The sequence below is a fragment of the Pseudonocardia aurantiaca genome (assembly GCF_039526725.1).
GTDB classification, from domain to species: domain Bacteria; phylum Actinomycetota; class Actinomycetes; order Mycobacteriales; family Pseudonocardiaceae; genus Pseudonocardia; species Pseudonocardia aurantiaca.
The window spans coordinates 891438-916828 of sequence record NZ_BAAAJG010000008.1; the positions used below are offsets into that span (position 1 = coordinate 891438).

28 protein-coding genes and 1 pseudogene are annotated in these 25391 nt (G+C 73.0%); 20 read left to right on the top strand and 9 right to left on the bottom strand.

Annotated elements, in window-relative coordinates:
• Window positions 1-10 precede the first annotated feature (10 nt).
• Window positions 11-1255 (bottom strand): MFS transporter, encoded by a 1245-nt coding sequence (locus ABD143_RS14130; RefSeq protein ID WP_343976880.1) that lies wholly within the window; start codon window positions 1253-1255, stop codon window positions 11-13.
• Window positions 1256-1285: 30 nt separating this feature from the next.
• Between ABD143_RS14130 and ABD143_RS14135 the strand changes: the two genes are divergently transcribed.
• Complete coding sequence (locus ABD143_RS14135; protein ID WP_343976882.1) at window positions 1286-1849, top strand: CGNR zinc finger domain-containing protein; 564 nt, start codon at window positions 1286-1288, stop codon at window positions 1847-1849.
• A 1-nt stretch (window position 1850) separates the two neighbouring features.
• Here ABD143_RS14135 and ABD143_RS14140 read toward each other — a convergent pair whose 3' ends face one another.
• Window positions 1851-2738, bottom strand: a complete 888-nt coding sequence (locus tag ABD143_RS14140) for an EamA family transporter (protein WP_343976884.1) — start codon at window positions 2736-2738, stop codon at window positions 1851-1853.
• A gap of 74 nt (window positions 2739-2812) precedes the next feature.
• On the opposite strand from ABD143_RS14140, the gene ABD143_RS14145 reads away from it, so the two are divergent.
• Complete coding sequence (locus ABD143_RS14145; protein WP_343976887.1) at window positions 2813-3346, top strand: Lrp/AsnC family transcriptional regulator; 534 nt, start codon at window positions 2813-2815, stop codon at window positions 3344-3346.
• On the opposite strand, the gene ABD143_RS14150 is transcribed toward ABD143_RS14145, so the two are convergent.
• Both ABD143_RS14150 and ABD143_RS14155 read right to left on the bottom strand, forming a co-directional pair.
• Complete coding sequence (locus ABD143_RS14150) at window positions 3309-4565, bottom strand: sensor histidine kinase (RefSeq protein ID WP_343976890.1); 1257 nt, start codon at window positions 4563-4565, stop codon at window positions 3309-3311. The two genes, ABD143_RS14145 and ABD143_RS14150, sit on opposite strands and share 38 nt — an antisense overlap.
• Complete coding sequence (locus ABD143_RS14155) at window positions 4562-5254, bottom strand: response regulator transcription factor (protein WP_343976893.1); 693 nt, start codon at window positions 5252-5254, stop codon at window positions 4562-4564. The genes ABD143_RS14150 and ABD143_RS14155 overlap by 4 nt, the downstream gene beginning before the upstream one ends.
• Window positions 5255-5462: 208 nt before the next feature.
• Here ABD143_RS14155 and ABD143_RS14160 point away from each other — a divergent pair, with 208 nt between their 5' ends.
• Window positions 5463-5681: a hypothetical protein gene (locus ABD143_RS14160; protein ID WP_343976895.1), complete on the top strand. Its 219-nt coding sequence runs from the start codon at window positions 5463-5465 to the stop codon at window positions 5679-5681.
• A gap of 87 nt (window positions 5682-5768) precedes the next feature.
• Entirely contained in the window at window positions 5769-6044 is a 276-nt protein-coding gene (locus ABD143_RS14165) for an AAA family ATPase (protein ID WP_379659743.1), read from the top strand.
• A gap of 456 nt (window positions 6045-6500) precedes the next feature.
• On the opposite strand, the gene ABD143_RS14170 is transcribed toward ABD143_RS14165, so the two are convergent.
• From ABD143_RS14170 to ABD143_RS14180, 3 genes are read right to left on the bottom strand one after another with little or no spacing between them, the layout of a single operon-like run.
• Window positions 6501-7208, bottom strand: coding sequence for a FadR/GntR family transcriptional regulator (locus ABD143_RS14170; RefSeq protein ID WP_343976898.1), 708 nt, complete (start codon window positions 7206-7208; stop codon window positions 6501-6503).
• 11 nt (window positions 7209-7219) lie between these two features.
• Window positions 7220-7489: a hypothetical protein gene (locus tag ABD143_RS14175; RefSeq protein ID WP_343976902.1), complete on the bottom strand. Its 270-nt coding sequence runs from the start codon at window positions 7487-7489 to the stop codon at window positions 7220-7222.
• 9 nt (window positions 7490-7498) lie between these two features.
• Window positions 7499-7723: a hypothetical protein gene (locus ABD143_RS14180; RefSeq protein ID WP_343976904.1), complete on the bottom strand. Its 225-nt coding sequence runs from the start codon at window positions 7721-7723 to the stop codon at window positions 7499-7501.
• A 121-nt stretch (window positions 7724-7844) separates the two neighbouring features.
• Between ABD143_RS14180 and ABD143_RS14185 the strand changes: the two are divergent.
• From ABD143_RS14185 to ABD143_RS14200, 4 genes and pseudogenes are all read left to right on the top strand, one after another.
• Window positions 7845-9270 (top strand): annotated as a pseudogene (locus ABD143_RS14185) (sialate:H+ symport family MFS transporter).
• Window positions 9263-10192, top strand: a complete 930-nt coding sequence (locus ABD143_RS14190) for a dihydrodipicolinate synthase family protein (protein ID WP_343976906.1) — start codon at window positions 9263-9265, stop codon at window positions 10190-10192. Before ABD143_RS14185 ends, ABD143_RS14190 begins: the two are co-directional and overlap by 8 nt.
• A 327-nt stretch (window positions 10193-10519) precedes the next feature.
• Window positions 10520-11554 carry a metallophosphoesterase gene (locus ABD143_RS14195; protein WP_343976909.1) on the top strand — a complete coding sequence of 345 codons (1035 nt, stop codon included), beginning with the start codon at window positions 10520-10522 and terminating at the stop codon, window positions 11552-11554.
• A 97-nt stretch (window positions 11555-11651) separates the two neighbouring features.
• Window positions 11652-12728: a class I SAM-dependent methyltransferase gene (locus tag ABD143_RS14200; protein WP_343976912.1), complete on the top strand. Its 1077-nt coding sequence runs from the start codon at window positions 11652-11654 to the stop codon at window positions 12726-12728.
• Here ABD143_RS14200 and ABD143_RS14205 read toward each other — a convergent pair.
• Entirely contained in the window at window positions 12692-13588 is an 897-nt protein-coding gene (locus ABD143_RS14205) for a LysR family transcriptional regulator (protein WP_343977442.1), read from the bottom strand. The genes ABD143_RS14200 and ABD143_RS14205 overlap by 37 nt on opposite strands.
• A 131-nt stretch (window positions 13589-13719) precedes the next feature.
• Here ABD143_RS14205 and ABD143_RS14210 point away from each other — a divergent pair, with 131 nt between their 5' ends.
• The 9 genes from ABD143_RS14210 (at window position 13720) to ABD143_RS14250 (ending at window position 22163) form a co-directional block, all read left to right on the top strand.
• Complete coding sequence (locus ABD143_RS14210) at window positions 13720-14439, top strand: SDR family oxidoreductase (RefSeq protein WP_343976915.1); 720 nt, start codon at window positions 13720-13722, stop codon at window positions 14437-14439.
• A 55-nt stretch (window positions 14440-14494) separates the two neighbouring features.
• Window positions 14495-14893 (top strand): hypothetical protein, encoded by a 399-nt coding sequence (locus ABD143_RS14215; protein ID WP_343976918.1) that lies wholly within the window; start codon window positions 14495-14497, stop codon window positions 14891-14893.
• 63 nt (window positions 14894-14956) lie between these two features.
• Window positions 14957-16489: an ABC transporter substrate-binding protein gene (locus ABD143_RS14220; RefSeq protein WP_343976921.1), complete on the top strand. Its 1533-nt coding sequence runs from the start codon at window positions 14957-14959 to the stop codon at window positions 16487-16489.
• 28 nt (window positions 16490-16517) lie between these two features.
• A complete protein-coding gene (locus ABD143_RS14225; RefSeq protein ID WP_343976924.1) occupies window positions 16518-17465 on the top strand; it encodes an ABC transporter permease in 948 nt (315 codons plus the stop codon).
• Entirely contained in the window at window positions 17462-18280 is an 819-nt protein-coding gene (locus tag ABD143_RS14230; protein WP_343976927.1) for an ABC transporter permease, read from the top strand. Before ABD143_RS14225 ends, ABD143_RS14230 begins: the two co-directional genes overlap by 4 nt.
• The gene (locus tag ABD143_RS14235) at window positions 18277-19263 is read left to right on the top strand and encodes an ABC transporter ATP-binding protein (protein ID WP_343976931.1); all 987 of its coding nucleotides are present in this window, start codon (window positions 18277-18279) and stop codon (window positions 19261-19263) included. Before ABD143_RS14230 ends, ABD143_RS14235 begins: the two co-directional genes overlap by 4 nt.
• On the top strand, window positions 19256-20128 hold the full coding sequence (locus ABD143_RS14240; RefSeq protein ID WP_343976934.1) for an ATP-binding cassette domain-containing protein: 873 nt from the start codon (window positions 19256-19258) through the stop codon (window positions 20126-20128). Before ABD143_RS14235 ends, ABD143_RS14240 begins: the two co-directional genes overlap by 8 nt.
• Before the next feature lie 15 nt (window positions 20129-20143).
• Window positions 20144-21343: a M20 family metallopeptidase gene (locus tag ABD143_RS14245; RefSeq protein WP_343976937.1), complete on the top strand. Its 1200-nt coding sequence runs from the start codon at window positions 20144-20146 to the stop codon at window positions 21341-21343.
• A gap of 184 nt (window positions 21344-21527) precedes the next feature.
• On the top strand, window positions 21528-22163 hold the full coding sequence (locus ABD143_RS14250) for a DUF1707 SHOCT-like domain-containing protein (protein ID WP_343976941.1): 636 nt from the start codon (window positions 21528-21530) through the stop codon (window positions 22161-22163).
• Window positions 22164-22248: 85 nt separating this feature from the next.
• On the opposite strand, the gene ABD143_RS14255 is transcribed toward ABD143_RS14250, so the two are convergent.
• Window positions 22249-23766 (bottom strand): MDR family MFS transporter, encoded by a 1518-nt coding sequence (locus ABD143_RS14255; RefSeq protein ID WP_343976944.1) that lies wholly within the window; start codon window positions 23764-23766, stop codon window positions 22249-22251.
• 212 nt (window positions 23767-23978) lie between these two features.
• On the opposite strand from ABD143_RS14255, the gene ABD143_RS14260 reads away from it, so the two are divergent.
• From ABD143_RS14260 to ABD143_RS14270, 3 genes are read left to right on the top strand one after another with little or no spacing between them, the layout of a single operon-like run.
• The gene (locus ABD143_RS14260) at window positions 23979-25016 is read left to right on the top strand and encodes a zinc-dependent alcohol dehydrogenase (protein WP_343976947.1); all 1038 of its coding nucleotides are present in this window, start codon (window positions 23979-23981) and stop codon (window positions 25014-25016) included.
• A 54-nt stretch (window positions 25017-25070) separates the two neighbouring features.
• The gene (locus tag ABD143_RS14265) at window positions 25071-25217 is read left to right on the top strand and encodes a hypothetical protein (protein ID WP_343976950.1); all 147 of its coding nucleotides are present in this window, start codon (window positions 25071-25073) and stop codon (window positions 25215-25217) included.
• Window positions 25217-25387 (top strand): hypothetical protein, encoded by a 171-nt coding sequence (locus ABD143_RS14270; protein ID WP_343976953.1) that lies wholly within the window; start codon window positions 25217-25219, stop codon window positions 25385-25387. The genes ABD143_RS14265 and ABD143_RS14270 overlap by 1 nt, the downstream gene beginning before the upstream one ends.
• Window positions 25388-25391: the final 4 nt, after the last annotated feature.

A 25391-nucleotide genomic window follows, 5' to 3' on the forward strand; every position in this document is an offset into this window, starting at 1 on the left:
GCTCACGCCGCTACCGCTCGTCGCCGTCACCTCGCCCTGCCGTGGCTCGGGGCGACGGGACATCGGGGGTATCCCTCGCAGGTGCGTCCCCGATCCCGGTGATCACCGCCGCCTGCACGGCCGTGGCGGCCAGCAGCACGGCGATGGCCGCGGCGAAACCGCCGGTGACGTCGACGAGCACACCCATCAGGAACGGGCCGATCCCCGCGACGGTGTAGCCGACCCCGAGTGCCATCCCGCTGGTGGCGGCGCTGGCCGCGGCGTTGCGGGTCCGCCACGCGACCACGGTGAGCCCGAGCGGGAACCCGGCCCCCGACCCGATGCCGATGAGCACGACCCACGGCCACGGCCCCACCACCGGCGGCACCGGCGCCAGCACCATGCCGAGCGTGCCCGCGGCGATGCAGCCCAGCCCGACCCAGGAGCACATGCGCCACCGGCCCGTGCGCTCGGCCAGCGCGGGAAGCACCAGCGCTCCCGGCACCTGCGCGAGCGCCCAGACCGCGAGCAGCAGCCCCGCGCGCGCCGGGCTCCACCCGTAGCTCGTGACGTAGGGGGCGAGCCAGGTCATCCAGCCGTAGACCAGCAGCGACGCCGCCGCCTGGTGGGCGGCCGCGAGCCGGGAGAACCCGTCGCGCCACGGGAGACGCGGCCGTCCCGCCGACGCCGCGGGGCGCGGCACCCGGCGCGCCACCACGGCCCACGTCCCGGCCGCGAGCACAGCAGGGACGGCCCATGCGGCCAGCGCGAGCGACCAGCCGCCGAGTGCGACCGCCATCGGCACGGCCACCGCGCTCGCCACGGAGGCCCCGGCCGTCATCGCGACGACGTATCCGCCTGTGACCGCGCCCGCCCGGTCCGCGAGATGCTCCTTGACCACGCCGGTGAGCAGCACCCCGGCCACACCGATCCCGAACCCGACCAGCAGGCTGCCCGCGACCAGCGGCACCGGCGCCGCGATACCGCGCAGGAGGCTACCGGCCGCGACGAGCCCGACCGCCGCGACGAGCGCCCGCTCCGGCCCGGCCCGGCCGCCTGCGGCCGGCCCGGCGAACGAGCCTGCCGCCATCATCAGCACGGCCCCGGTCTGGACGAACCCGGCCGCCCCTGCGGAGAGCCCCAGGTCGTCACGGACGGTCTCCAGCAGGGGCGGGTAGCCCGCCAGCGCCGCCCTGAGGTTGAGCGAGAGCGCGAGAAGGCCCACCAGAACCACCAGTGGCCCGACTGGCTGTACAGAGGTGTAGCCTCGATTCACCCATTACACGATAGGTTGGGGGTAACCCGCGTGCAAATCCGGCTGGACGCCTACGCCGCAGGCGCGGCCGTGGCCACCGACCTGGTCAACACCGGTCCCGAGGTCATGACCAGCACCGGGGAGGCGCTGCCCGACCCGGCGGCGCTACGGAGGTTCCTGGCCGCACGGCACCTGCCGCCCGGGGACCCGACGACGCACGACGTGCGGGCCGTGCACGAACTGCGCCGCACACTGCGTGAGCTGTTCGCGGAGCCGGACGCGGCCGTGACGGCGGAGCGGGCAGGTGCACTCGCGATGGCCACGGGCACGGGCCCGACCCTGGAGCAGGACGACGACGGGCGATGGCTGTGGACCGTCCGCCCCCGACCGGGAACGGGCCCCGCGGACGCGCTCGCGCTGCTCACCGCCACGGCGCTGCTGTCCGTCCTCCGCACACTCGGACCAGGCCGGTTCCGCCACTGCGCCTCCCCGGCCTGTGCCGGGATGTTCGTCGACACCAGCCGCTCCGGGAAGCGCCGCTACTGCGTGCCCGAGGTCTGCGGCAACCGCGTCAACGTGGCGAACCACCGGGCCCGGCGCCGGGCGGCCTCGTGACCTAGGAGGCACCACGCCCGGAGCCAGGCGCGACATCCAGCTCGACTCGTCGCCGCTCCCGGTGCACCGCCACCGCCGCCACCACGAGCACCACACCCGCCACCTCCGCCGCGGCGGGCATCTGGGCCAGCACGAGGATCCCGATCACGGTCGCGGTGGCCGGGAGCAGCGACACCATCAGGGCGTAGGTGGCGCGGGGCAACCGGGCCATCGCGAGCTGGTCGCAGACGTAAGGGATCACCGACGACGAGATCCCCACGCCGATCCCCGCCGCGATCCCCACCGGGTCGGTGAAGGCCGGCACGGCGTCGAGCAGCCCGATCGGCGCCGCCACGGCGCAGGCCACGAGCATCGCCAGGGCCAGGCCGTCCACGCCGCTCACCGCCGGGTTCCGCGCCACCCGGTGGCCCAGCACGATGTAGAGCGCGAACAGCACGGCGTTCGCTCCAGCGAACGCGAACCCCCACGGCTCGGCGACCAACCGCACGTCGGTGAGCAGCCAGACGCCCACCACCGCGAGGGCGAGCGCCGCCGCGTTGCGGGCCGTCCGGGCGGCGACAGCGGCCAGCACGATCACCGGGAGGAACTCGATCGCGGCGACCGTCCCCAGCGGCAGCCGGTCGATCGCGAGGTAGAAGGCGCTGTTCATCAGCGCCAGCACCGCGCCCCAGCCGACGACGAGCCGCCGGCCGCGCGCGTCGAGCCGCGACCAGACCCGCCACGGCCGGCGCCAGAGCGCGAACACCAGGCCCGCCGCGGCGATCCGCAGCCAGGCCACGCCGAGCACATCGACCCGCGCGAAGAGCAGCACGGCGAACGCCGGTCCGAGGTAATGGAACACCGCGCTCACCAGGAAGTAGGCGTGCGGCGGGAGCCGGGTTCCGTCCATGGCCATATGGTCGTAGGACACAGCTCCTGTGGCCATGCGCGTTCGACGGCGGAGGTGGCGACTTGCCTGCGAAGATGACAGCGAAAGGCCCTACCGGCCTTCCGGACAGCAGACCCACCCTCGACGAGGTCAACCGGCGGCTCCTCGCGCTGCTCGCCGAGGACCCGCGGCAGAGCACGGCCGAGCTGGCCAGGCGGGTCGGGATGTCCGCCCCCGCCGTGCGCGAGCGCGTGACGCGGCTCGAGGAGACCGGGGTCATCCGCGGCTACCGGCTGGACGTCGATCCTGCCGCGCTCGGGCTCCCCGTCACGGCGTGGGTGCGCCTGCGGCCCGGCCCCGGACAGCTGCCGAAGCTCGTCGAGTTGGCCGTCCGGGTGCCCGAGGTGAGCGAGTGCCACCGGATCTCCGGTGAGGACTGCTTCCTGCTCAAGGTGCATGTCCCGGCCGTCGAGGACCTCGCACCCGTCCTCGACCGGTTGCTGCTGCACGGGCAGACCACCACCTCGTTCGTGGTGTCGACGCCCGTGCCGCCGCGGATCCCGGCGCCGGGCGGACCCGCTGACCTGCTGCTCAGGACCCCAGGACAGCCCTCGGCTCCAGCGGGTTGAGCTCGGGCGGGCGGGGCTCACGCTGCCCGTGCGCCCGCGCCCTTAGTGGAAGCCACAGCACGAAGGTCGCACCAGCGCCCGGCACGCTGTGCAGCGCGACCGTGCCGCCGTGGCTCTCCACCACCTGCCGGACGATCGCGAGCCCGAGACCGGTGCCCCGGTCGCGCCCGTGACCCCCGTCGGCGCCGCGCCAGAACCGGTCGAACACCCGCTCCTGATGCTCCGGCGTGATGCCCGGACCCTGGTCGCGGATCGCCAGCCACGCCCAACCGAGCCTGTTCCCCGTCGCGATCGTGATCTCACCGCCGGGCGGGGAGACGCGCCGCGCGTTGGACAGGAGGTTGTCCACCGCGCGGCGCAGCGACTCTGCGTCGCCGATCAGGCCGAGGCCCGGCTCCAGCCGGCGCACCAGCCGGTGCCCGTCGCTGTCGAGCAGCAGCGCGTACCCATCGGCCGCCTCGGTCGCCACCTGAGTGAGGTCCAGGTCGGTGTCGGTGAACGCGGGCGCGGCCCGCCGGGCGGCGGCGAGCAGGTCCTCGATCAGGCTTCCCATGCGCTGGGTGGCCCGCCCCGTCACGACGCTCGCCCGCGCGCGCTCGGCCGCGTCCACGTCGTCACGTGAGAGCACCGCGTCCAGGTTGATCTGGATGATCGCGAGCGGGTTGCGCAGCTCGTGCGAGGCGTCGTCGATCATCTGCCGCTGCGCGACGAAGGCCCGGTCCAGCCTCCCGAGCATGTCGTCGACGGTGTCGGCGAGGTCTCGCAGCTCGTCGCGCGGGCCGTCGAGACCGATGCGACGGGACAGGTCGGTGGCGCCGATCTCACGCGCCGCGGCAGTCACCTGCTTGATCGGGCGTAGCACCCGGCCCGCGAGCCACCACCCCACCCCGAAGCTCGCAACGAGCAGCCCGCCGAGCATCATCGCCGACGCGTCGCGCAGGATCTTCAGCGTCTTGAAGTTGACCGCCTTCTGCACGCTTGCGAGGTCGGCGCTCTCGAACTGCTCGCCCTCCCGCAACACCATCTCGCCGCCCACCTCATTGACCTTCGCGACGGTGATCGGGTTCATCGGCGCGGCGTCCACGCTCTGCGACACCACCAGGTACACCGCCACCATCACGAGCGAGACAAGGCCGAACATCACCAGCGAGTAGGTGGCGGCGAGGCGGAAGCGGATCGTCTGCGTCCAGGCGGGCCGGTGGAGAAGCACGCCGCTCACACCGACTCCCGTAACCGGTAGCCGCGCCCGATCACGGTCTCGATCACCGGCGCCTCGCCGTCCTGGCTGAGCTTGCGGCGCAGCGTGCCGACCGTCACCCGCACGGTCTGGGTGAACGGGTCCGTGTGCTCGTCCCAGACGTGGTCGAGCAACTCCTCGGCGGAGACCACGTGCCCCGGCCGGTGCATGAGGTAGCGGAGCACGGCGAACTCCTTGCGGGTGAGCGGCAGCTCCCGCTCACCGCGGCTCGCGGTGTTCCGCCCGTCGTCGAGGCACAGCTCGCCGACAGTCAGCACGGCGGTGCCGCCGCTGTTGTCGCGCCGCAGCAGGGCCCGAGCCCTGGCCAGGAGCTCGGCCAGGGCGAACGGTTTCACGAGGTAGTCGTCGGCGCCCTCGTCGAGGCCGCGCACTCGGTCGGCCAGCTCACCCCGGGCCGTGAGCATGAGGATGCGCAGATCCTGGCCGTTGGGGCAGGCGATGCTGCCGTCACGCACGCCCCGGCAGAGCGTGAACCCGTCGATGTCGGGGAGGTTCAGGTCGAGCACGAGCAGGTCGTAGGTGTGTACCCCGAGCTTCGCCGTGGCATCGGCGCCCGTGAGCGCGATGTCGACCGCGTAGCCCGCCCGGCCCAGCCCTGCACGCAGGGCGCTCGCTAGGTCATGCGCGTCCTCGATCACCAGCAGCCGCATACATCGAAGGTAGCGAGGACCGCGTGCGGCCCGGCGCAGTCTTTCGGTTCGCTTTCGGTCCGGCTTCCCGGGGTTTTCGCACCCGGCTGCTGTGCTGGGGCTCCGGTCGGCGACGTACCCCCTTCCGTCGCCGGCGACAGGGCCGGTCTGCCCGCCGGCGCCCCCCCGCGGCGGGCGGGTCGGCCCCCTCACAGTGAGAGGCGCAACCATGGACGCACCGGTGGAGGTATCGACCACGCCGGGTGGCGGCCGCTCCCGCAGCGTGCGGGCGGCCGCGCTTGGCGGTGTCGTCCTGGTCGACGCCGTGGTCGTCGACCAGGGCGGCGCCTGCGGCGGATCCGGGGTCATCCACGCCCAGCGTGGCTCCGAGCCCGGCTGCCCGTGGGAGGGTGGCCAGACGCCCGAAGCCACGCCAACGCAGCTGTGACCGCGGGCGACCCGGAGGCGGACGCCACTGCGCTACTCGAACGGGCCCTGTTCGAGGTGAAGCGGGTGGTCGTGGGGCATCGAGCGGATGTTCGTCGCGCTGCTCGCGCGCGGGCACTGCCTCCCCGAAGGGGTGCCGGACGTCACCAAGAACACCAAGACCCTCGCGGTACGCACGCTCGCCACTGTGACCGGAAGCTCGTTCGCCCGGCTCCAGCTCACCCCCAACCTCATGCCCGGCGACACCGTCGGCACCCTGGTCTGGCGGCCGTCCGAGACGTTCGACGTCGATATCGGGCCGGTGTTCGCCCCCGCCGGGCCCGCCGAGGAGGCGCCGGGCGACACGCACGCGGACGCCGCGTGACGGCGCCCGGCCCGCTACCCGGGCTCACCGCGGCAGATCGGGCACTGCGCGTACTGGACCTCTCGGTGCGGCGCAGGCTGGACGGGGTACTGACCTACCGGTCCGGCGAGGACGACAGCCACTTCGGCACGACCGTGATCGAGAAGCGCGACCTCGCGCTGGCGGTCGTCGCGGCCGTGCACGCGCTCACCGACCGGCCGTGCAACCGGCTAGGCGGCCGACTACTCGGCCCCGCGCCCCGGACATTCCCGCCGCCCCCCGCCGCCAGGCCGCCCGCCTGCTGCTGCGGGCCCTACTCTCCGCTCCCCGGACCGCCCCGGGGCCGAGCGCCGCAACCGACCTGCCCGCCGGGATCGACCGGCTGCACAGGGAACGGCGCCGCCCCGGGCCGCGGACGTTCGCCGAGTAGGCCAAGACGCACGCCGGAGCCTTCGGGGGGCGCCCGCCCAGTGGGTCCTAGCTCACCCGCGCCCGGATCCCCTGGAAGTGCTCGACGACCGCGGCCCGCATGGCGTCCGCGTCGCCCGCGCGGAGGGCGTCGAGAATGCGCCGGTGCCAGCCGGCCGTGACGGCCGGGGTGTCGCCCGCGCGCGGAAGCTGCGCGTCGAGGGCGTTGAAGACCCGCCAGAACACCTTCAGCAGGTCGAGCACCAGCGCGTTGCCGAGCGGGCGGTAAAGGGTCTCGTGGAACGCCCAGTCGGCGGCCGGCGCGTACCGGCCGTCCGCTGCCGCACGCTCCATCTCCGCGACGGCCGACTCGAGCGCGTCGAGGTCGATCTCGCCCGCCGCGGCCAGCACCCGCCCGACGAGCCCCGCTTCGAGGACCTCCCGCAGCTCCAGGAGGTTGCGGATGTCGGTGTAGTCGCCCTGCACGGACAACGCCCCGCGGAACGCGAGCCCCGTCTCCAACCCCGAGAGCACGGCGGACCCGACGTAGGTGCCGTAACCGTGGCGGATGTCGACGATCCCGAGCGCCTCGAGCGCCTTCATCGCCTCCCGGAGCGGGTGGCGGCTCACGTCGAGCTCCTGCATGAGCTCCAGCTCGGTGGGCAGCGGCGCTCCCGGCCCGAGGCCGCGCTCGACGATCAGCTGGGTGATGGCCTCCTGCAGGGCCCGCTGGTTGGCGCGGGCGCCGGTGCGCCTGCCGCGTGCCGAGGTCGTCACGACGGTCGAGTCTATGCCGGGCCCGACACAGACCCCGCCGCGAACAGCTCCGGCACGGCGGCCTCCGCCGCGGCACGCAGTGCGGGCACGGCCTCCTCGGGCACGGACCGGTGCGGCCAGCGGACCCGGGTGCCGACCGGCGCCCAGCCCCCGATCGCGGCCAATGTCTTGTCCAGCGCGGGGTCGGCGTAGCCCGCGCGGCCGAGCGGGGCGACGTGCGCGTCGAGGAAGGCGCGCAGCCTGGCCTCGAACGCGAGCGCCGCGGCGGGGTCGGCGTGCATCTGGTCGTATCAGCGAACTGCACCTTCCGGGCGCAGGCAGGCGATGTTCGAGTAGGCGCCCGCGGCTCCGCGGGCCCGGCCCGTGGCGAGCGTGTGGCCCGCGACGAACACGGCGAGCCGGCCGCCGACGGCCGCGGCCATGCGCGCGTACCAGCTGTCGTCCCCACCGGGCACCTTCACGCCGATGAGCGCAGGCACCTCGGCGGCGAGGCGACCGAAGAGCTCGGGCGCCACACCGTGGCCCACACCCCACGCAGCTCTGCGGCAGTCATCGGTTGCATCGGCGCACTCCGTTCTCTACCGTTCTCGCAGACATAGGACATCCTATGTCCATCCCGTACCCGGAGGTTCAGGCATGGCGACGCCGCCCGCCGTTCCCCAGTCGTTCCGGCAGCTGAGCCGGCCCCAGCGCAAGGCGTTCTTCGCCGCCTGGCTGGGCTACCTTCTCGACGGCTTCGACTTCATCCTGATCACACTGGTCCTCACCGAGATCGCCCACGAGTTCGAGCTGACACTCCCCCAGGCGGCCACCCTCGTTTCCGCCGCGTTCGTCTCGCGCTGGCTCGGCGGGCTCGTCCTCGGCGCGATCGGCGACCGCTACGGGCGCAAGCCCGCGATGATCCTGGCGATCCTCGCGTTCTCGGTCGGCAGCGCGCTCTGCGGCTTCGCGTGGAGCTACTGGTCGCTGTTCGCCTTCCGGGCGATCGTCGGCATCGGCATGGCGGGCGAGTACGGCTCCAGCGCCACGTACGTGATGGAGTCGTGGCCGAAGTCGATGCGCAACCGCGCCACCGGCTTCCTGCTCTCGGCCTACCCGATCGGCACCGTGCTCGCCGCCCTGAGCTACCAGGTGATCGTCCCGCTCGGGGGCTGGCGGTGGCTGTTCTACGTCGGGATCGTGCCGATCGCACTCGCCCTCTACCTGCGCCGTTCGCTCCCGGAGGCCGCCGAGTGGCAGGCCGAGGTGGGCGGCAGGCAGGACGTCACGACGTCGTCGATGCTCTTCGGCCCCGGCAGGCGGGTGCCCAACACGGTGCTCGCCGTCGTGCTCGCCGCGGCGCTGGTGCTGATCTTCAGCCAGAACGCGGGCGGTTTCGGCATCCTCCTCGTCGCCGTGGTCGTCGCCGGGTTCGTCGCGTACGCGGTGCAGCTCGCCGGGCGGCTGTGGCCCGTGATGATCGCGATCATGGTCACCGTCTTCTGTGCGTTCCTCTACTCGTGGCCGATCCAGTCCCTGCTTCCCACCTACCTGCGGGGCGAGCTGGGCTACGACCCTGCGCGTGTCCACCGCGCTGACCTGGGCGGGCCTGGGCTACGCGGCCGGTTCGTGCGTCGCCGGAATCGTCGCCGACCGGCTGGGGACGCGGCGCACCTACGTTCTGGGGCTGTTCATCTCGCTCGCGTTCGTGTTCCCGGTGTTCGCGCTGCCGGCTGGCAACGTCGTCGCCCTGTGGGTGCTGCTGTTCGCGATGCAGGCCACCAGCCAGGGCATCTCCGGGCTGCTCCCCAAGTACATCGGCGACCACTTCCCCACCCGGCTGCGCGCAGCGGGCCTCGGGTTCAGCTACAACGTGGGCGCGCTGGGCGGCGCGGTCGCGCCGCTGGCGGGCGCCGTGATCGCCGAGAGCATGGGCCTCGGCCCGGCCCTCACCACCCTCGCCGTCAGCCTCACCGTGGTCGTCGCCCTGATCATCGGGTTCGACGTGCCCGCCCGCATCGGCCGCGCGCTCGGCGCCGGCCTGCCCACCGACCCCGCCGACGATCGGACAGCACGTGCCTGACCTCCGCCTCCATGGAGTCGTCCCCCCGCTGGTCACACCCCTCGACGAGAGCGGCGAGGTCGATCGGGCCTCGCTGGAACGGCTGATCGCGTTCCTGCTCGACGCGGGCGTCGACGGACTCTTCCTCGGCGGCTCCTCCGGCGAGGTGGCGCTCCTCGACACCGCGCAGCGGCGGGCGATCACCGAGATTGCGGTCGGCGCGGCCGCCGGCGCGGTTCCCGTGCTGGTCGGCGCGGTCGACACGGGTACGCGGCGGGTGATCGAGCACGCCCGCCAGGCCGCCGAACTGGGCGCCGACGCGGTGGTCGTCACCGCGCCGTTCTACGTGCAGCCCCACCCCGACGAGGTGGTCGCGCACTTCCGGGCCGTGCACGCGGCCGTCGATGTGCCGGTGGTGGCCTACGACATCCCGAGTGCGGTGGGCACCCGGCTCACCCCGGAGGTGGTCACCGGGCTGGCCGCGGAGCGGGTGGCCGTCGCGCTCAAGGACTCGAGCGGCGACCTCGCCTCCTTCCGCGAGATCCGCCGCCGGGTGCCTGCCGACTTCCCGCTGCTCACGGGTTCCGAACTGCTGGCCGACACGGCGATGCAGCTCGGCGCCTCCGGGATCGTGCCGGGGCTGGGCAACGTCGACCCGCACGGCTACGTGCGGCTGTACCGGGCGGCCGTGGCAGGCGACGACGCCGCGGCGGCGGGCGAGCAGGACCGGCTCGCGCGGCTGTTCACGATCGTCTCGGTGGCCGACCCTGGCCGCATCGGCTTCACGGCCGGGGCGCTCGGCGCGTTCAAGGCAGCGATGGCGCTGCGCGGGATCATCGCGAACCCGGCCACCAACCCCCCGCTGCTCCCGCTCGACGACACCGAGACGAAGGCGATCGCGGCGATTCTGGAGGAGGCAGGCCTCGGCGAGATCAGCCGGTAGCGATCCCCAATTGCCGGGAAAGCCACATTCAGGACCGTTAACGGCCTGAATGTGGCTTTCTGGCATATCGGGACGCCACCCGGAAGCGTGAAATAGATTGACTTGCCGTCATCCTCCGTTCAACTCACGTGGATACGGTCCCGATTCGTGCGATCACGTTGTGCGCAACCGCGGCCGACCAGCACCACGATCTGCTGAGCCGCTGGAGGCGGCGCGGCGGGCACACCCGTTCCACGACTGCCCTCCGTTTCCACCTACCGCATTTCCTCGACCGCGGCTTCCGCTCCCCCGATACGGGAAGCCGCGCCCCGCATGAGAAGAGACCCCGTGCGTTTCAGGTTCGCCCTCACGGCCGCAGCCCCCCTCGCTGCAGCCGCCCTCGCCGCGGCCGCCGTCACCGCCGGCACGGCGCAGGCCGCGCCCCCCGACCAGGCCGGCTTCGGGTTCGCCGTCATCGGCGACATCCCCTACGGCGCCGCCCAGATCGCCCGTTTCCCGAGTGTGGTCGACCAGATCAACGCCGACCCCGCCGTCCAGTTCGTCGACCACGTCGGCGACATCAAGGACGGCTCGTCGGTCTGCAGCGACGACTACTTCGCGATGGTCCGGACCCAGTTCGACCGATTCGTCGACCCGCTGGTCTACACGCCCGGCGACAACGAGTGGACCGACTGCCACCGCACCAACAACGGCGCCTACAACCCCCTCGAGCGGCTGCAGGCCGTCCGTGACGAGTTCTTCCCGAACCCCGGTAAGACCCTCGGCCAGCACAGCGTCGCCGTGCAGAGCCAGGCGGACCGGGGGATCCCGGAGAACGTCAGCTACCAGCGTTCCGGGGTCTCGTTCGCCGCAGTGCACATCGTCGGCAGCAACAACAGCCTCGCCCCGTGGACGGGCAAGACGGCGCCGACCCCGGAGCAGACCGCCGAGGTCCAGAAGCGCACGACCGCGGCGCTCGACATGATCAACGGGGCGTTCGACCGCGCCAACGGCCAGCGCGCCGTCGTCCTGCTCACGCAGGCTGACATGTTCGACCCGACCGTGCTCAACCCGAGCCTCGCGAACTACTCCGCCTTCCAGGAGATCGTCCGGACGATCGCCCGCCGCTCCGCCGCCTTCGACGGCCCGGTGTACCTCTTCAACGGCGACAGCCACGTCTTCAACTCCGACACCCCCCTCGCGGCGGGGTCGTCCTGGCTGAGCTTCTACGGGGTCACGACGCCGGCGCCGAACCTCACCAGGGTCACGGTCGACGGTTCCAACGGCGTGAACGACTACCTGCGCGTCACCGTCAAGCCGCAGGACCCGCGGGTGCTGACGTGGGAGAGGGTGCCGTTCGCGACGGCGACCGCCTCCTCGTAAGCCCGCCGGAACCGAACGAGCGGCGCCTTCGTCCAGCCGATCCGGACGAAGGCGCCGCTTCGGTTCGAGATCGTGGGCGGCTGCCAGACTCACGCCGGTGGAGATCGCCGATGCCGACCGGACTCGCGCCTTCGGGGCGCGGTTGCTGGAGCTTCTCACGGGCAATGTGCTGACGATGCTGATCGGCATCGGCCACCGCACCGGCCTGTTCGAGGCCGCCGCCCGCGGCCCAGTCACCAGCGGGGAACTGGCCGTGCGCGCGGGGCTGGCGGAGCGCTACGTCCGTGAGTGGCTCGGCGCCATGGTCACGGGCGGGATCATGGAATACGACCCGACGAGCGAGCGGTACGAGCTGCCACCCGAGCACGCGCCGCTGCTCACCGGCGCCACCGCGAGCAACATCGGGCCGGCCACCGGGAGCATGCGAACGCTCGCCGCCGTGCTCCCGCAGGTGGAGCGCTGCTTCGTCGACGGCGGCGGCGTCCCGATCGCGGAGTTCGCCGCCGCGGCGGGCGACGGGCTCGGCGAGTCCTGGCGGCACGTCTACGACGAGCACCTGGTCGACGGCTTCCTCGGCCGCGTGCCAGGACTCCTCGACCGGCTGCGCGCCGGAGCGCACGTGCTCGACCTGGGCTGCGGCACCGGGCACGCGATCAACCTCATGGCGCGCGCGTTCCCACGATCGACGTTCACCGGACTCGACGTCGCGGCCGACGCCATCGCGCAGGCCGAGACGGAACGTGCCGCGATGGGGGCGCTGAACGCGAAGTTCCTTGTGGCCGACGCGGCCCGGCTCGCTCCGGAGCCGACCTTCGACGTGATCACGGCGTTCGACGCGATCCACGACCAGGCGGACCCGGAGACCGTCCTGCGTCGCGTGCGCGACGCGCTGGCTCCGGGCGGCGTGTTCGTGATGGTGGACGCGAAGTTCTCCAGCAATCTCGAAGAGAACATCGCCAACCCGTACGCCCCGATGTGCTACGGGATCAGCCTGCTGTTCTGTGTGCCCACCTCGCTCGCCGGCGGCGGTGCCGGGCTCGGCGCGATGTGGGGGCAGGAGCGGGCGACCGCGATGCTCACCGACGCCGGGTTCACCGTCGAGGCGGTGCTGGACTCGCCGCGGCCCCAGAACTGCATCTACGTGTGCGCCAACCCCGCGGACGCACCGGGCTGAGCGGTCGCCGCGTGCTCCTCGGCGATGGCGACGAACTCCTGCACCAGCCGGCTGCGGCGCGCCGCGTCCCAGGCCAGGCACACGTGGTTGGGGCCGAGGTCGCGCACCGGCACGGCCACGACGTCCGGCCGCGTGTAGAAGGTGGCCGTGGAGAGCGGCAGCACCACCACCCCGCGCCCCGCAGCGACGTGCTCCAGCTTCTCCTCGACCGTGCGGACGAGCGGCTCCGGCTCGCGCGCGCCCGTGCGCAGCTCGGTGGCGATGTCGCGCCACTCCGGCACGGCCTCGGGATCCTGCAGCAGGTGCTCGTCGGCGAGGTCGGCCAGCGTGACGGCCTCCTTGCCCGCCAGCCGGTGATCGGCCGGCATCACCACGACCCGCGGTTCGGTGAGCAGCGGCCGCACCGCCAGCCCGCGCTGATCGGCGGGCAGCCGCAGGTAGCTGACGTCGGCGCGCCCGTCGTGGAGCACGGCGGTCTGGTCGTCCCAGCTGGTGCGCAGCACCGTCACGTCGAGCTGCGGGTGGCGGGCACGCAGGGCCCGCACCGCCCCGGTGACGATCAGCCCGGGCATGAAGCCGACGGTGAACGTTCGGCTGCCGCGCTCCGCCTCGGCCACCCGCCGGCGGAGCGCCTCGGCACCGGCCAGGAGGGGCCGGGCGTCGGCGAGGAGCTGCTCCCCTGCCGGGGTGAGAGACGTGGAGCGCCGGTCGCGCTCGAACAGCGTGGCCTTGAGCTCGCCCTCGAGCGCCCGGATCTGGCGCGAGAGCACCGGCTGCGCGATGTGCAGCGCGGCGGCCGCCCGGCCGAAGTGCAGGTGCTCCGCGACCGCCACGAAGTAGCGCAGTTTCCGCAGGTCCATGTCCCGCACGTGGCCTCCCACCAGCCGTGAGACCTCCAGGGTATGACAGCGCGAGCAGTAGGTCTTGGACCGTTGCCCGGAGCGCGCGCACCGTGGACGCATCCCCGTACGAACGGAAAGGAGCGTCCACGATGGACCTCAAGGGCGCGCATGTCGTGCTGCTCGGCGGCACCTCCGGCATCGGCTTCGCGACGGCTGCGGCGGCGGCCGGTCGCGGCGCCGACGTGACCGTCGTGTCGAGCAACCCAGCGAGCGTGGAGCGGGCACTTTCCACATTGCCCGACGGGGCGCGCGGGCAGGCCGTCGACCTGAGCGATCCGGCCCGTATCCGGGCCCTCTTCGACGAGCTCGGCGAGCTCGACCACCTCGTGTACACCGCCGGTGAGCCGCTCGCGCTCATACCGATCGCCGACCTGGACGTCGACCGCGCGCGGGCCTTCTTCGGCCTGCGCTACTTCAGCGCGCTCGCTGCCGTCCGCGCGGCGGCTCCGCACATCCGCGAGGGCGGGTCGATCACGCTGACCACGGGAACGGCATCGCAGCGCCCCGGACCGGGCTGGGCGGTTGCTGCGAGCATCTGCGGGGCGGTGGAGGCCTTGACCCGCACGTTGGCTGTGGAGCTGGCCCCGATCCGGGTCAACGCGGTGCAGCCCGGCTTCGTCCGCTCGCCGCTGTGGGCCGGTATGTCCGACGACGACCGCGAGCGGATGTTCCGGGAGATGGGAGCGTCGCTGCCCGCCGGCCGGGTCGGCGAGGTCGAGGAGGTCGCCGAGGGCTACCTGTCGCTGATCACGCAGCCGTTCGCCACCGGCACGATCCTCACCCTCGACGGCGGCGCGCTCGTCGCCTGATCCGCCCGGGGCAAACAGTGTTGCGCACCAGCGGACCGCTGGCGAAGGTGTCCGGGTGGCCCGCGACTTCCGGTTCTCCACGAACGTCTTGGTGCAGGCCGTGGTGCCGACGCCGGACCGGCGCGCGGCCGCGGAGGACCTGGTGACGCGCTACCCCGACCAGATGTCGGCGGAGGAGGCGCTGGAGACGCCCTACCTGCTGATCTGCACGGCGGCGCAGATGGCCGAGCAGCTGCGGGAGCGCCGCGAGCGGTACGGCTTCACGTCCATCACGGTGCACGAGCCGTACCAGGAGGCCTTCGAACCGGTGGTAGAGCTCCGAGCTCCTCCACTCCTGAACCCCGACCTCGCGATGGGTGGGATCAGTCCAGAAGGGCCTTCAGGAGGGGACGTTCGGGTTCTGGCACGTGTTCCGCGTAGTACGCGTACAGCTCGAACGGCTCGTCCGACCTGATTGGCGTTTCCCTATCCGGCGTGTCGCTGTCCGGCGTGTTCCGGCTGCGAGAGGATCTTCCACGTGACGCGATCGTTCCTCCGTCCCCGCCGCGCCGCGTTGCTCCTGGCCGGTGCCCTCCTGCTGGCGGCCGGTTGCTCGGCGGGCTCCACCGCATCGCCGGGTGGCTCCGCCGGCCAGGGTGGCGGGGCCACGACACTGCGGGTCGGCCTCGCCGCGGAGCCGGCCAACCTCGACTTCACCCGAACCGACGGCGCCGCGATCCCCGAGGCGCTCCTCGTCAACGTCTACGAGGGCCTGGTGAAGGTGAACCAGGAGACGGGTGAGATCGAGCCGCTGCTCGCGGAGTCCTGGACGGTCAGCCCGGACGGGCGCACGTACGACTTCACGCTGCGGAAGGGCGTGACCTTCTCGAGCGGCGAGGCGTTCACCGCCGACGACGTGAAGTTCAGCATCGAGCGGGTCAAGTCCGCCGACTGGACGGTCTCGCTCAAGAGCGGGATGAACGTCGTGCAGTCGGTCGAGGTGGTCTCGCCGACGCAGGCGCGGGTGGTGCTCTCGGAGCCGAGCAACAGCTGGCTCTTCCGCATGACGACCCGGATCGGCGCGATGTTCGACCCGTCCGGGGTGGGGGACCTCGCGAACACGCCGGTGGGTACGGGCCCCTACAGCGTGGCCGAGTTCCGCCGCGGGGACGCGCTCGTTCTGCGTGAACGCGACGGCTACTGGGGGCAGCGGCCCCCGATCCGTGAGGTCACGCTCCGGTACTTCAAGGACCCGACAGCGATGACGAACGCGCTGCTCACCGACGGGATCGACGTCGTCGCAACCGTGCAGGCGCCGGAGTCGCTCGCCCAGTTCGAGGGCGACAGCCGCTTCCGCGTGATCGAAGGCACCACGAACGGCGAGGTCACGCTCGCGATGAACAACGCGAGCGGGCCCACCGGCGATGTCCGGGTGCGCCGCGCGATCGCCATGGCGATCGACCACAAGGCCGTGCTCGACACGGCCTGGGCGGGCCGCGGCGCATTGATCGACACGATGGTGCCGCCCACCGACCCCTGGTACGAGCCGCTGCCCGACGTGACGCCGTACGACCCGGCCGCCGCGCGGGCCCTGCTCGCCGAGGCCGGCACGCCCAACCTCACGCTGCGCTTCCGCATCGCGAACCTGCCCTACGCCGTGGCGGCGGCACAGGTGGTGCAGAGCCAGCTCGCCGCCGTCGGGATCGACGCGCAGATCGAGCCGCTGGAGTTCCCGGCCCGCTGGCTCGAGCAGGCCTTCACGAACGCGGACTACGACCTGTCGATCGTCGCCCACGTCGAGCCGCGCGACATCGCCACCTTCGGCAGCCCCCAGTACTACTGGCGCTACGACAACCCGGATGTGGCGCGGCTGCTCGCGGAAGCCGACTCCGGCTCGGCCGACCAGCAGGTGGCCGACCTGAAGCAGGTCGGGCGGATCATCGCCGAGGACGCCGCCGCCGACTGGCTCTTCCTGATCCCCAACCTCATGGTCGTGGACGCCGACGTGCAGGGGCTGCCGCAGAACCGCATCGGCGAGTCGCTCGACCTGACCACGATCTCGCGGGCCTGACCGGTCCGCGCGGCGCGAGGCGACCGACATGGTCCTGCACCTGCTCCGCCGGACGACCGTGTTCGTCGTGAGCCTGGTCGTCGCCTCCGTCGCGGTGTTCGCGTTCATGACGGTGCTGCCCGGCGACCCGGCCCGCGTCGCGCTCGGCGTCAACGCCACGGAGGAGGCGGTGGCGGCGACGAGAGCGGAGTTCGGCACCGACCGCCCGCTCGTCGTGCAGTACGCGGACTGGGTGTCGGGCCTGCCGCGCGGCGAGTTCGGCCGGTCCTACGTCACCGACGCCGACATCGGCCCGCAGATCGTCGACCGCCTGCTCGTCACGACGTGGCTGGTGCTCTCCGGGATGGTCGTCGCGCTCATTGTGGCCCTCCCGCTGGGGATCGCGGCGGCCGTGCGGCACCGCACGCCGAGCGGGGCGCTGATCTCGGGGCTCAGCCAGGTCGGGGTAGCCGTGCCGAGCTTCATCGCGGGCATCCTGCTCGTCACGGTGTTCGCGGTGCGGCTGGGCTGGCTCCCGTCCGGTGGGTGGACGCCGCCCGCGCAGGATCCCGTGCAGTTCCTGCGCCAGCTCGCGCTCCCGGCGCTCGCGCTCGGGCTCGTGCAGGGCGCCGTGCTCACCCGTTACGTGCGCTCGGCGGTGCTCGACGTGCTGCGCGAGGACTTCCTGCGCACCGCACGCGCCAAGGGCCTCACGCCGACGCGCGCGCTGGTGCGTCACGGACTGCGCAACGCGGCGATCCCGGTGGTCACGGTGCTGGGGCTGCAGCTCGCGACCCTGCTGATCGGCGCCGTGGTCGTCGAGCGGGTGTTCGTGATCCCGGGGCTGGGCAGCCTGCTGCTCGACGGGGTGGCCAACCGCGACCTGCTGCTCGTGCAGGGTGTGGTGATCGTGCTGGTGCTCGCGGTGCTGGTGGTCAACTTCCTCGTGGACGTGGCCTACACGGTGCTCGACCCGCGGCTGCGGAGAGCCGGATGAGCCGCGTGAACGTGAGCCTGGTGGTCGGCGGGGTGCTCGTCGGGCTGGTCGTGGCGTCCGCGTTGCTGTCGTTCGTCTGGACGCCCTACGACGCCGTGCAGGTCGACCCGGCCACGCGGATCGCCCCGCCGAGCGCCGCGCACTGGCTGGGCACCGACACGTTCGGCCGCGACGTCGTGAGCATGCTGCTCGTCGGGGCTCGGACCACGCTCTTCGTCGGGGTGGTCGCCGTCGGGGTCGCGGCCGTCGCCGGCACGCCGATCGGGGTGCTCGCCGCCATGGGGCCGCAGTGGCTCGGCGAGCTCGTGATGCGCACCAACGACCTGGTCCTGGCGTTCCCCGCGCTGCTGCTCGCGGTGATGTTCGGGGCCGTCTTCGGGCCCAGCACGCTCACGGCGATGGTCGCGATCGGGATCGCCACGATCCCGTCGTTCGCCCGGCTCGCCCGCAGCGGCACGATGCAGGTCCTCGCCACCGAGTACGTTCTCGCCGCCCGCGCCGCCGGCCGCACCCGTACCGCCATCGCGACACGGCACGTGCTGCCGAACATCGCCGGGCTGCTGCTCGTGCAGGCGTCGGTGTCGTTCGCGATCGCGGTGCTGGCCGAGGCCGCACTGTCGTTCCTCGGCTTCGGCACCCGCCCGCCGACGCCGTCGTGGGGGCGGATGCTGCAGGAGGCCCAGCAGCTCATCTACTCCACACCCGAGCTGGCGCTCTGGCCCGGCCTGGCGATCGCGCTCGCCGTGCTGGGTTTCAACCTGCTCGGCGACGGACTGCGCGACCGCTTCGACCCGCGGCTGGTGGACCACCGATGACCCTCGTGGATCCGGTGACGGCGCGCGACGAGGTGCTCCGCGTGGACGGCCTGCACGTGGGAACCCAGAATCTGCGACTCGTCTCCGATGTGTCGTTCACGCTCTCGGCGGGCGAGCGGGTCGGGCTCATCGGGGAGTCGGGCTCGGGCAAGTCGCTCACGGCGGCGGCGATCATGGGGCTGCTGCCCGAGGGCGTGCACGCGAGCGGCTCCGTGCGCCTGGCGGGTGTGGGGCACGACCTCGTCGGTGCGTCGGTGCGGCAGCTCGCGGCGGTGCACGGGGCGGCGATGACAATGGTGTTCCAGGAGCCGATGACGGCGCTCAACCCGGCGATGCGGGTGGGCGACCAGGTCGCTGAGGTGATGCTCCTGCACGGCGCCCGGCCCGACCGCCGCGCCGCCCGTGCCGCCGGCGTCGAGCTGCTCGCGCAGGTGCGCCTGCCCGACCCGGGGCAGCTCGCCCGTGCCTACCCCCACCAGCTCTCCGGCGGGCAGCGACAGCGCGTGATGATCGCGATCGCCCTGGCGAACGGCCCGTCGGTGCTGCTCGCGGACGAGCCCACGACGGCCCTGGACGTCACCGTGCAGGCGCAGGTGCTGGAGCTGATCCTCACCGGGGTGGCCGAGCGCGGCTCGGCACTGCTCTTCATCACCCACGACCTCGCGGTTGTGGCAACGGTGTGCGAGCGGGTGATGGTGATGTATGGCGGGCGGGTGGTGGAGGCGGGCCCGGTGCACGAGGTGTTCACGCGGCCCCAGCACCCTTACACCCGGGGTCTTCTCGACGCGTCGGACCTCGCGAGCGCCGATGGGCGGCTCCGGACGATCCCCGGCACCGTGCCGGCGGCCGGCCGCTTCCCCGCGGGGTGCGTGTTCCGCAACCGCTGCCCCAGCGCGAGCGACGAGTGCGACGAGCGCCCGCGCTGGATGGAACGCGCGGGCGGCGGCTACGCCTGCTGGCACCCGGTCGGTGCCCATGCTTGATCCGAGGGGGCTTGATCCGAGGGGGCCTGATCCGAGGGGGCCTGATCCGCTCATCCGGGTGCGGGACGTCCACCGCGTCCACCGCAGGCCACGCACGTCGCTGCTGCGGCCCGCGCCGGTTGTGCACGCGCTGCGCGGCGTCTCCTTCGACGTGGCGGCCGGGCAGCGGTTCGGGCTGGTCGGCGAGTCGGGCTCGGGCAAGTCGACGCTCATCCGGCTGCTCGCCGGGCTCGACTCCCCCACGTCGGGCACGGTCACGTTCGCCGGGCGGGACGTCGGCGGGCAGCCGGAACGGAAGCTGCGCTTCCTGCGCGACGAGCTGCAGGTCGTGTTCCAGGACCCGATGGGCTCGCTCGACCCCCGGATGCGGGTGCGGGACATCGTCGCCGAGCCGCTCGCCGGAAAGCGGGACGTGGACGCACCCGCCCGGGTGCGCGAGCTGCTCGACGCCGTCGGGCTCCCGCCGGACGCCGCGCAGCGCTACCCCCATCAGTTCTCCGGCGGCCAGCGCCAGCGCATCTCCATCGCCCGCGCGCTTGCACCGCGCCCGTCCGTGCTCGTGGCGGACGAGCCGGTGAGCGCGCTCGACGTCTCGGTGCGGGCGCAGATCCTGAACCTCCTCTCCGACCTGGTGGAGTCGTTCGCGCTGACCCTCGTATTCGTCTCGCACGACCTCTCGGTGGTGCGGCACGTGTGCGACACGATCGCCGTGCTGCACGACGGCGAGCTCGTGGAGCTGGGGCCGGCCGAGCAGGTCGCCGACTCCCCCGAGCACCCGTACACGAAACGGCTCGTCGCCGCGGTCCCCACGATCCGCGGTGCGCTGGCCGGCCGGACGGCCGCCGACCTCGCCCGCGGCCGGTGACGTCGAGGAGGCCAAATGACCAGCACGAGCACGTTCCCGGTCGACGAGGCCGCCGTGGTCGCACTGACCCGCGACCTGGTGCGGCTGCGCACCGTGCACGAACCCGGCAGCGGCGAGGCCGCCGCGGCCGAGCTGGTGGCCGCCACGATGCGCGGGTTCGGCTGGGAGCCGCAGGTCACGGAGGTGGCGCCGGGCCGCCCGAACGTCGTCGCGGTGGTGGAGGGCCGCGGCGGACCGGGGCCGACGCTCGCGTTCGAGGGCCACACGGACGTCGTCACCGAGGGGGAACTCGACCGCTGGAGCGTCGATCCTTACGGCGGCGAGATCCGCGACGGGCGGCTCTACGGGCGCGGCTCCGCGGACATGAAGGCCGGAGTGGCGGCGATGCTGCACGCCGTGCGGGCGCTGCAGCTCGCGGGTCCGTTCCCCGGCCGGGTACTCGTGTGCGCGCTCGTCGACGAGGAAGGGCTGATGCTCGGCGCGAAGCACTTCGCAGGCACCGGGCTCGCGGCGGCGGTGGACGGGGCGATCATCTGCGAACCCGAGGAGGGCGAGATCTGCACGTCGGCGAAGGGCGCCGTGCGGATCCGGGTGGACCTACTCGGCGTGATGGCCCACGGGGCCATGCCCCAGCACGGGCGCAATCCGGTGGCGCCGTTGGGGCTGCTGCTCGTGGCGCTCGCCGGGCTGCAGGACCGGCTGCAGGCCGAGCACCCGGCGCACGAGCACCTCGGCGAGGTGTACCTGACGCCGACCGTCACGGCCGCGGGCTCGGTGGACCAGATCAACGTGATCCCGGCGCGGGCGACGGTGTGCGTGGACGTGCGCACGATCCCCGGCGTCGACCACGCCGCGGTGATCGCCGAGGTCAGCGCGCTGGCCACCGAGGCGGGCGCGCCGGGCGGGGTGTCGGCCCAGGTGACCGTCGTCGACGACCGCCCGTGCGTCGAGGTGGCGCGGGACCACCCGGTCGTCGTCGCGCTCGCGGGCGCGCACGAGTCCGTGCTCGGGGAGCCCGCCTGCTACGGCGGCGTGCCGGGCGCCACCGACGGCACGATCCTCACCCGGGACGCGGGGATCCCCACGGTCGTCTACGGGCCTGGTGGGAAGTGGATCGCCCACCAGGCCGACGAGTTCGTCGAGGTGGCCGACATCGTGCGATGCGCCCACGTCTACGCGGAGGCGGCGCACCGGTTCCTGCGGGGCCAGCGGTGAGGTAGGACGCACGAATCCAGCGACTCGCGCACCCGAATCCAGCGACTCGCGGGGCCAGGCGCGCCACTCCCCCGCGAGTCGCTGGAAAAGAGTGCGCGAGTCGCATCTGGAGTGGCGGCGGCTGGACCGCCGTCGACGGACGCTACGAGCCATCGGCCGGTTGACCAGCGGTACTGTTCGCCTCGTGCCCGAAGATCCCGGCAGTGCCCGCAACCTGCGAGTGTCCGACGCCGAGCGCGAGCACGTGGTCGGCCTGCTTCAGAGGGCCACCGGGGCGGGGCTGCTGGACCTCGACGAGTTCACCCAGCGGGTCGACACCGCGCTCGCCGCCCGCACGCGCGCCGAGCTCAACGTGGTGCTCCTCGACCTGCCGGGGATGACCCATCCGGAGCGCCCCGCGCAGGTCCCGGCGCACCGCGCGCCCTCGCGACCGGTCGCACCGCGCGCCGTCGCCGACACAGGCAGCGGATCCGAGGTGCGCAGCATGCTCGGCTCGGTCAGCCGCACGGGCGAGTGGGATGTGCCCGCCCATCTCGTCGTGCGGACTGCGCTCGGGTCGACCGAGCTGGACTTCACCTCCGCCCGGATCCCGCACGACGTCGTCGAGATCGAGATGGACGTCGTCGCCGGCTCGGTGGAGATGCGGGTGCCCGACGGGGCGCGCATCGACCGGAGCGGCCTGCAGGTGACGCTCGGCAGCATCGAGGACAAAAGCCGCCCCGGCCCGGCGGGGGTGCTGTTCCGGCTGACCGGTGCCGTTCGCGCGGGCTCGGTAGAGATCAAGCCCCCGAAGCGCCAGCGCTGGTGGCAGCGGGGCTGAGCGCAGGCGCCCGGCGGCCGGCCTGCCGGTCTTACCGCCGCAACTGCGCGCGCTCCAGCGCATCGTGGGGCGTGGCGAGGGGCGGTCAGTCCGCCTGCGTGAGCTCCGGCGTCCGGCGCGGCATGAGCAGGATGGCGCCGACGGTCAGAACCGCCATCACCACCATCCCGAGGAACACGTTGTGCGTGGCGTCGAACAGTGCCGCGCGGACGAACGCCGACACCGGCGAGGCCGGGTCGCTGTGCCCGCCGAGCACGAGTGTGGTGGCGTCGGCGTTCGCGGGCAGTTGCCCGGCCAGCCCGGCGGGCGGGTGGGCGAAGTGCTCGGCCAGCGTGCCGTTGGCGATGGCGCCGAAGACGGCCGCGCCGACCGCGCTCCCCAGGGAGCGGCTGAACATGTTGGAGCCGGTCGCCATCCCGCGCTGCTCCCAGCCGACGCTGGCCTGCACGGCCACCATCGTGGGGCTCGCGGCGAACCCGAGACCGATACCGAGCACGAACGCCGCCGCGGCCGCCTGCCAGACGCTCGCGTCGACGGTGAGCAGGGTGGTCAGCACCGCGCCGACGATCGCGAAGACGCTGCCGATCAGCGCGGTGTCACGGAATCCGATCCGCATGTAGATGCGTCCGGCCATCGACGCCGCGATCGGCCACCCGATGGTCAGGGCGGCCAGCGCGAAGCCCGCGACGAGCGCTCCGGTGCCGATCACACCCTCCACGAAGGTAGGCAGGAACGAGGTCAGCCCGATCAGCACCGTGCCGACGATCAGCGAGACGAGGTTCCCGCCCACGAGCGTGCGGCGGCGGAACACCCACAGCGGCAGCACGGGTTCCGTGGCGCGGCGCTCGACGAGGACGAACGCCAGGAGCGACGCTGCGCCGGCAACGAAGATCAGCACGCCGATCGGCGAGGACCACGCCCACGCCACCCCGCCCTCGAGGAGCCCGAGGATCACCAGGGAGCAGCCGAGGGTGAGTAGGGCGGCGCCCCAGTAGTCGATGTGGTGGCGCCGGCGCACCACCTGCTCACGGAACCCGCGCGCCAGCATCAGCGCGGCGATCGCGCCAAGGGGCAGGTTGACGAAGAAGATCCAGCGCCACGACAGGTACTCCGCGAACACGCCGCCGAGGGTCGGGCCCACGACCGAGGCGATCGCCCAGACGCTGGCCAGGTAGCCCTGCACCCGCGCCCGTTCGGCAACGGTGTACATGTCGCCGACCATCGTCAGGCTGATCGGCTGCACGGCTCCGGCCCCGATGCCCTGGATCGCCCTGGCCGCGATCAGCACCGGCATGCTCCACGCGGCGCCGCACAACACCGAGCCGAGCAGGAACACCGCGATTCCGAAGAACATCACCGGCTTGCGGCCGAGGACGTCGGCGAGCTTGCCGTACAGCGGCACGGTGACGGCCTGCGTGAGCAGGTACACCGAGAACAGCCACGGGAACTGCGAGAACCCGCCGAGGTCGCTGACGATGGACGGCACGGCGGTGGCGATGATCGTGCTGTCCAAGGCGACGAGCCCGGTGCTCAGCATCACCGCACCGAGCACGGGCCCGCGTTCGGAGCGCAGCCCAACTGCGGTCGTGGCCGCTCCAGTCACAGCGCAACTCCTCGCAACCGGCCGGGTGGCCCCCGACTACTTCGCAACGCTACGAACCTACGCTCCGGCGTTCCCCCTATTCCTGCGCGGGGGCCGGATGATCGTTCGGGTGCACGTGCAGAGGTTCGAGTCGATTCGTCCAAGTAGTCGAGCGTGCGCGCTCCACCGCAGGTAGCGTCCACCATGATCGCGGGCGCAGGAGGGGGGACGGGATGCGTGCGGGGGTGTACAGGGGCGCCGGGCGGATGCCGGTAGAAGAGGTGCCCGAGCCGGTAGCGGGTCCCCGCGACATCATCCTCGACGTGCGCGCCTGCGGGGTGTGCGGAGTGGACCTGCACGCCTTCAACGCCGGTGACGACACACTGCTGGGTCAGATCATGGGCCACGAGTTCTCCGGCGCCGCGCTGTACGTCGGACGCGAGGTGGACGGGATCGCCGTCGGCGACCGGCTCACCGGGCTCCCGATCCAGCCGTGCGGCCGGTGCCGCCGCTGCCTCGGCGGGGCGGTGCACCTGTGCGAGGTCTGGGCGACCCGCAGCATCGCCTTCGGCCTGCCCGGCGCGTTCGCCGAGCGCCTGCGCATCCCGGACGCCGTGCTCGGCGGCAACGTCCACCGCCTGCCCGACCATGCCGCGTTCACCGACGGCGCCATGGTCGAGCCCACCGCCGTGGCCGTGCACGCCGTCGCCCAGGCGCAGCCGCCGGTCGGCGAGCCCGCCGTGGTGCTCGGCCTCGGCCCGATCGGGATCCAGGCGGGGCAGGTGCTGCTGGCCGCGGGCGCCGGACCCGTGATCGGGGTTGACCTCTCCCCGCTGCGCCGCGAGGCCGGCGCCCGGCTCGGCATGATCACCATCGACGGCGCAGGCGGTCTCGACGGCATCCGAGCCGGGCTGCACGCCGCCATCGGCGAGCGCGAGGTCGCGGTCGTCATCGAGGCCAGCGGGGACGCGCGGCTGGTGCCGCAGGCGATCGAGCTGGTCCGGCCCCGTGGCACCGTTGTGCTCGTCGCGCTCTACCGCCGCCTCTCGGAGTTCGACGCGATGGCGGCCGTGCAGCGCGAGGTCACCCTCCGCGGCAGCGTGAACGTCACGCCCCCGGACTTCCGCGAGGCCATCACGCTCCTCGACCAGCGCCGGGTGCGGATGCCGCCGCTGATCACCCATCGGCTGCCGCTGGCGGAGGTCGAGCAAGCGTTCCGTCTCCAGGCCGACGCCGCCAGTTCGGTGAAGGTCATGGTCACGCAGGACTGACCAGGGTCGTCCCGCGATCTTCCGGACACGCCGGGGACCGCTACCGTCGAGGCCGTGACCTGCGCCCCGGGGAACCACCCGTCGTCCCTCGGCGAGCGGCTGCGTGGGGCGCGACGGCAGCAGCTCGTTGGCCGCACCGGTGAGGTCGAGGTGTTCCGCTCCGCGCTGCTCGCCCCCGCCGACCCTGTCCGCACGCGTTGATGCCCGGCGGCGCCCGGATGCTGGAGCGGGTCTTCCCCGGCCTGCTGGGAGAGCTGGCCGCGGACGGCGCGGTGCCGGCGCAGCCGCTCGCGCAGTACCGGATGCGGGTCTCCGGGCACGACCCGCGCCCGCCCGCTATGTCCGGCCCGGCGCCCGTCGCGGCAGCGTGACGGT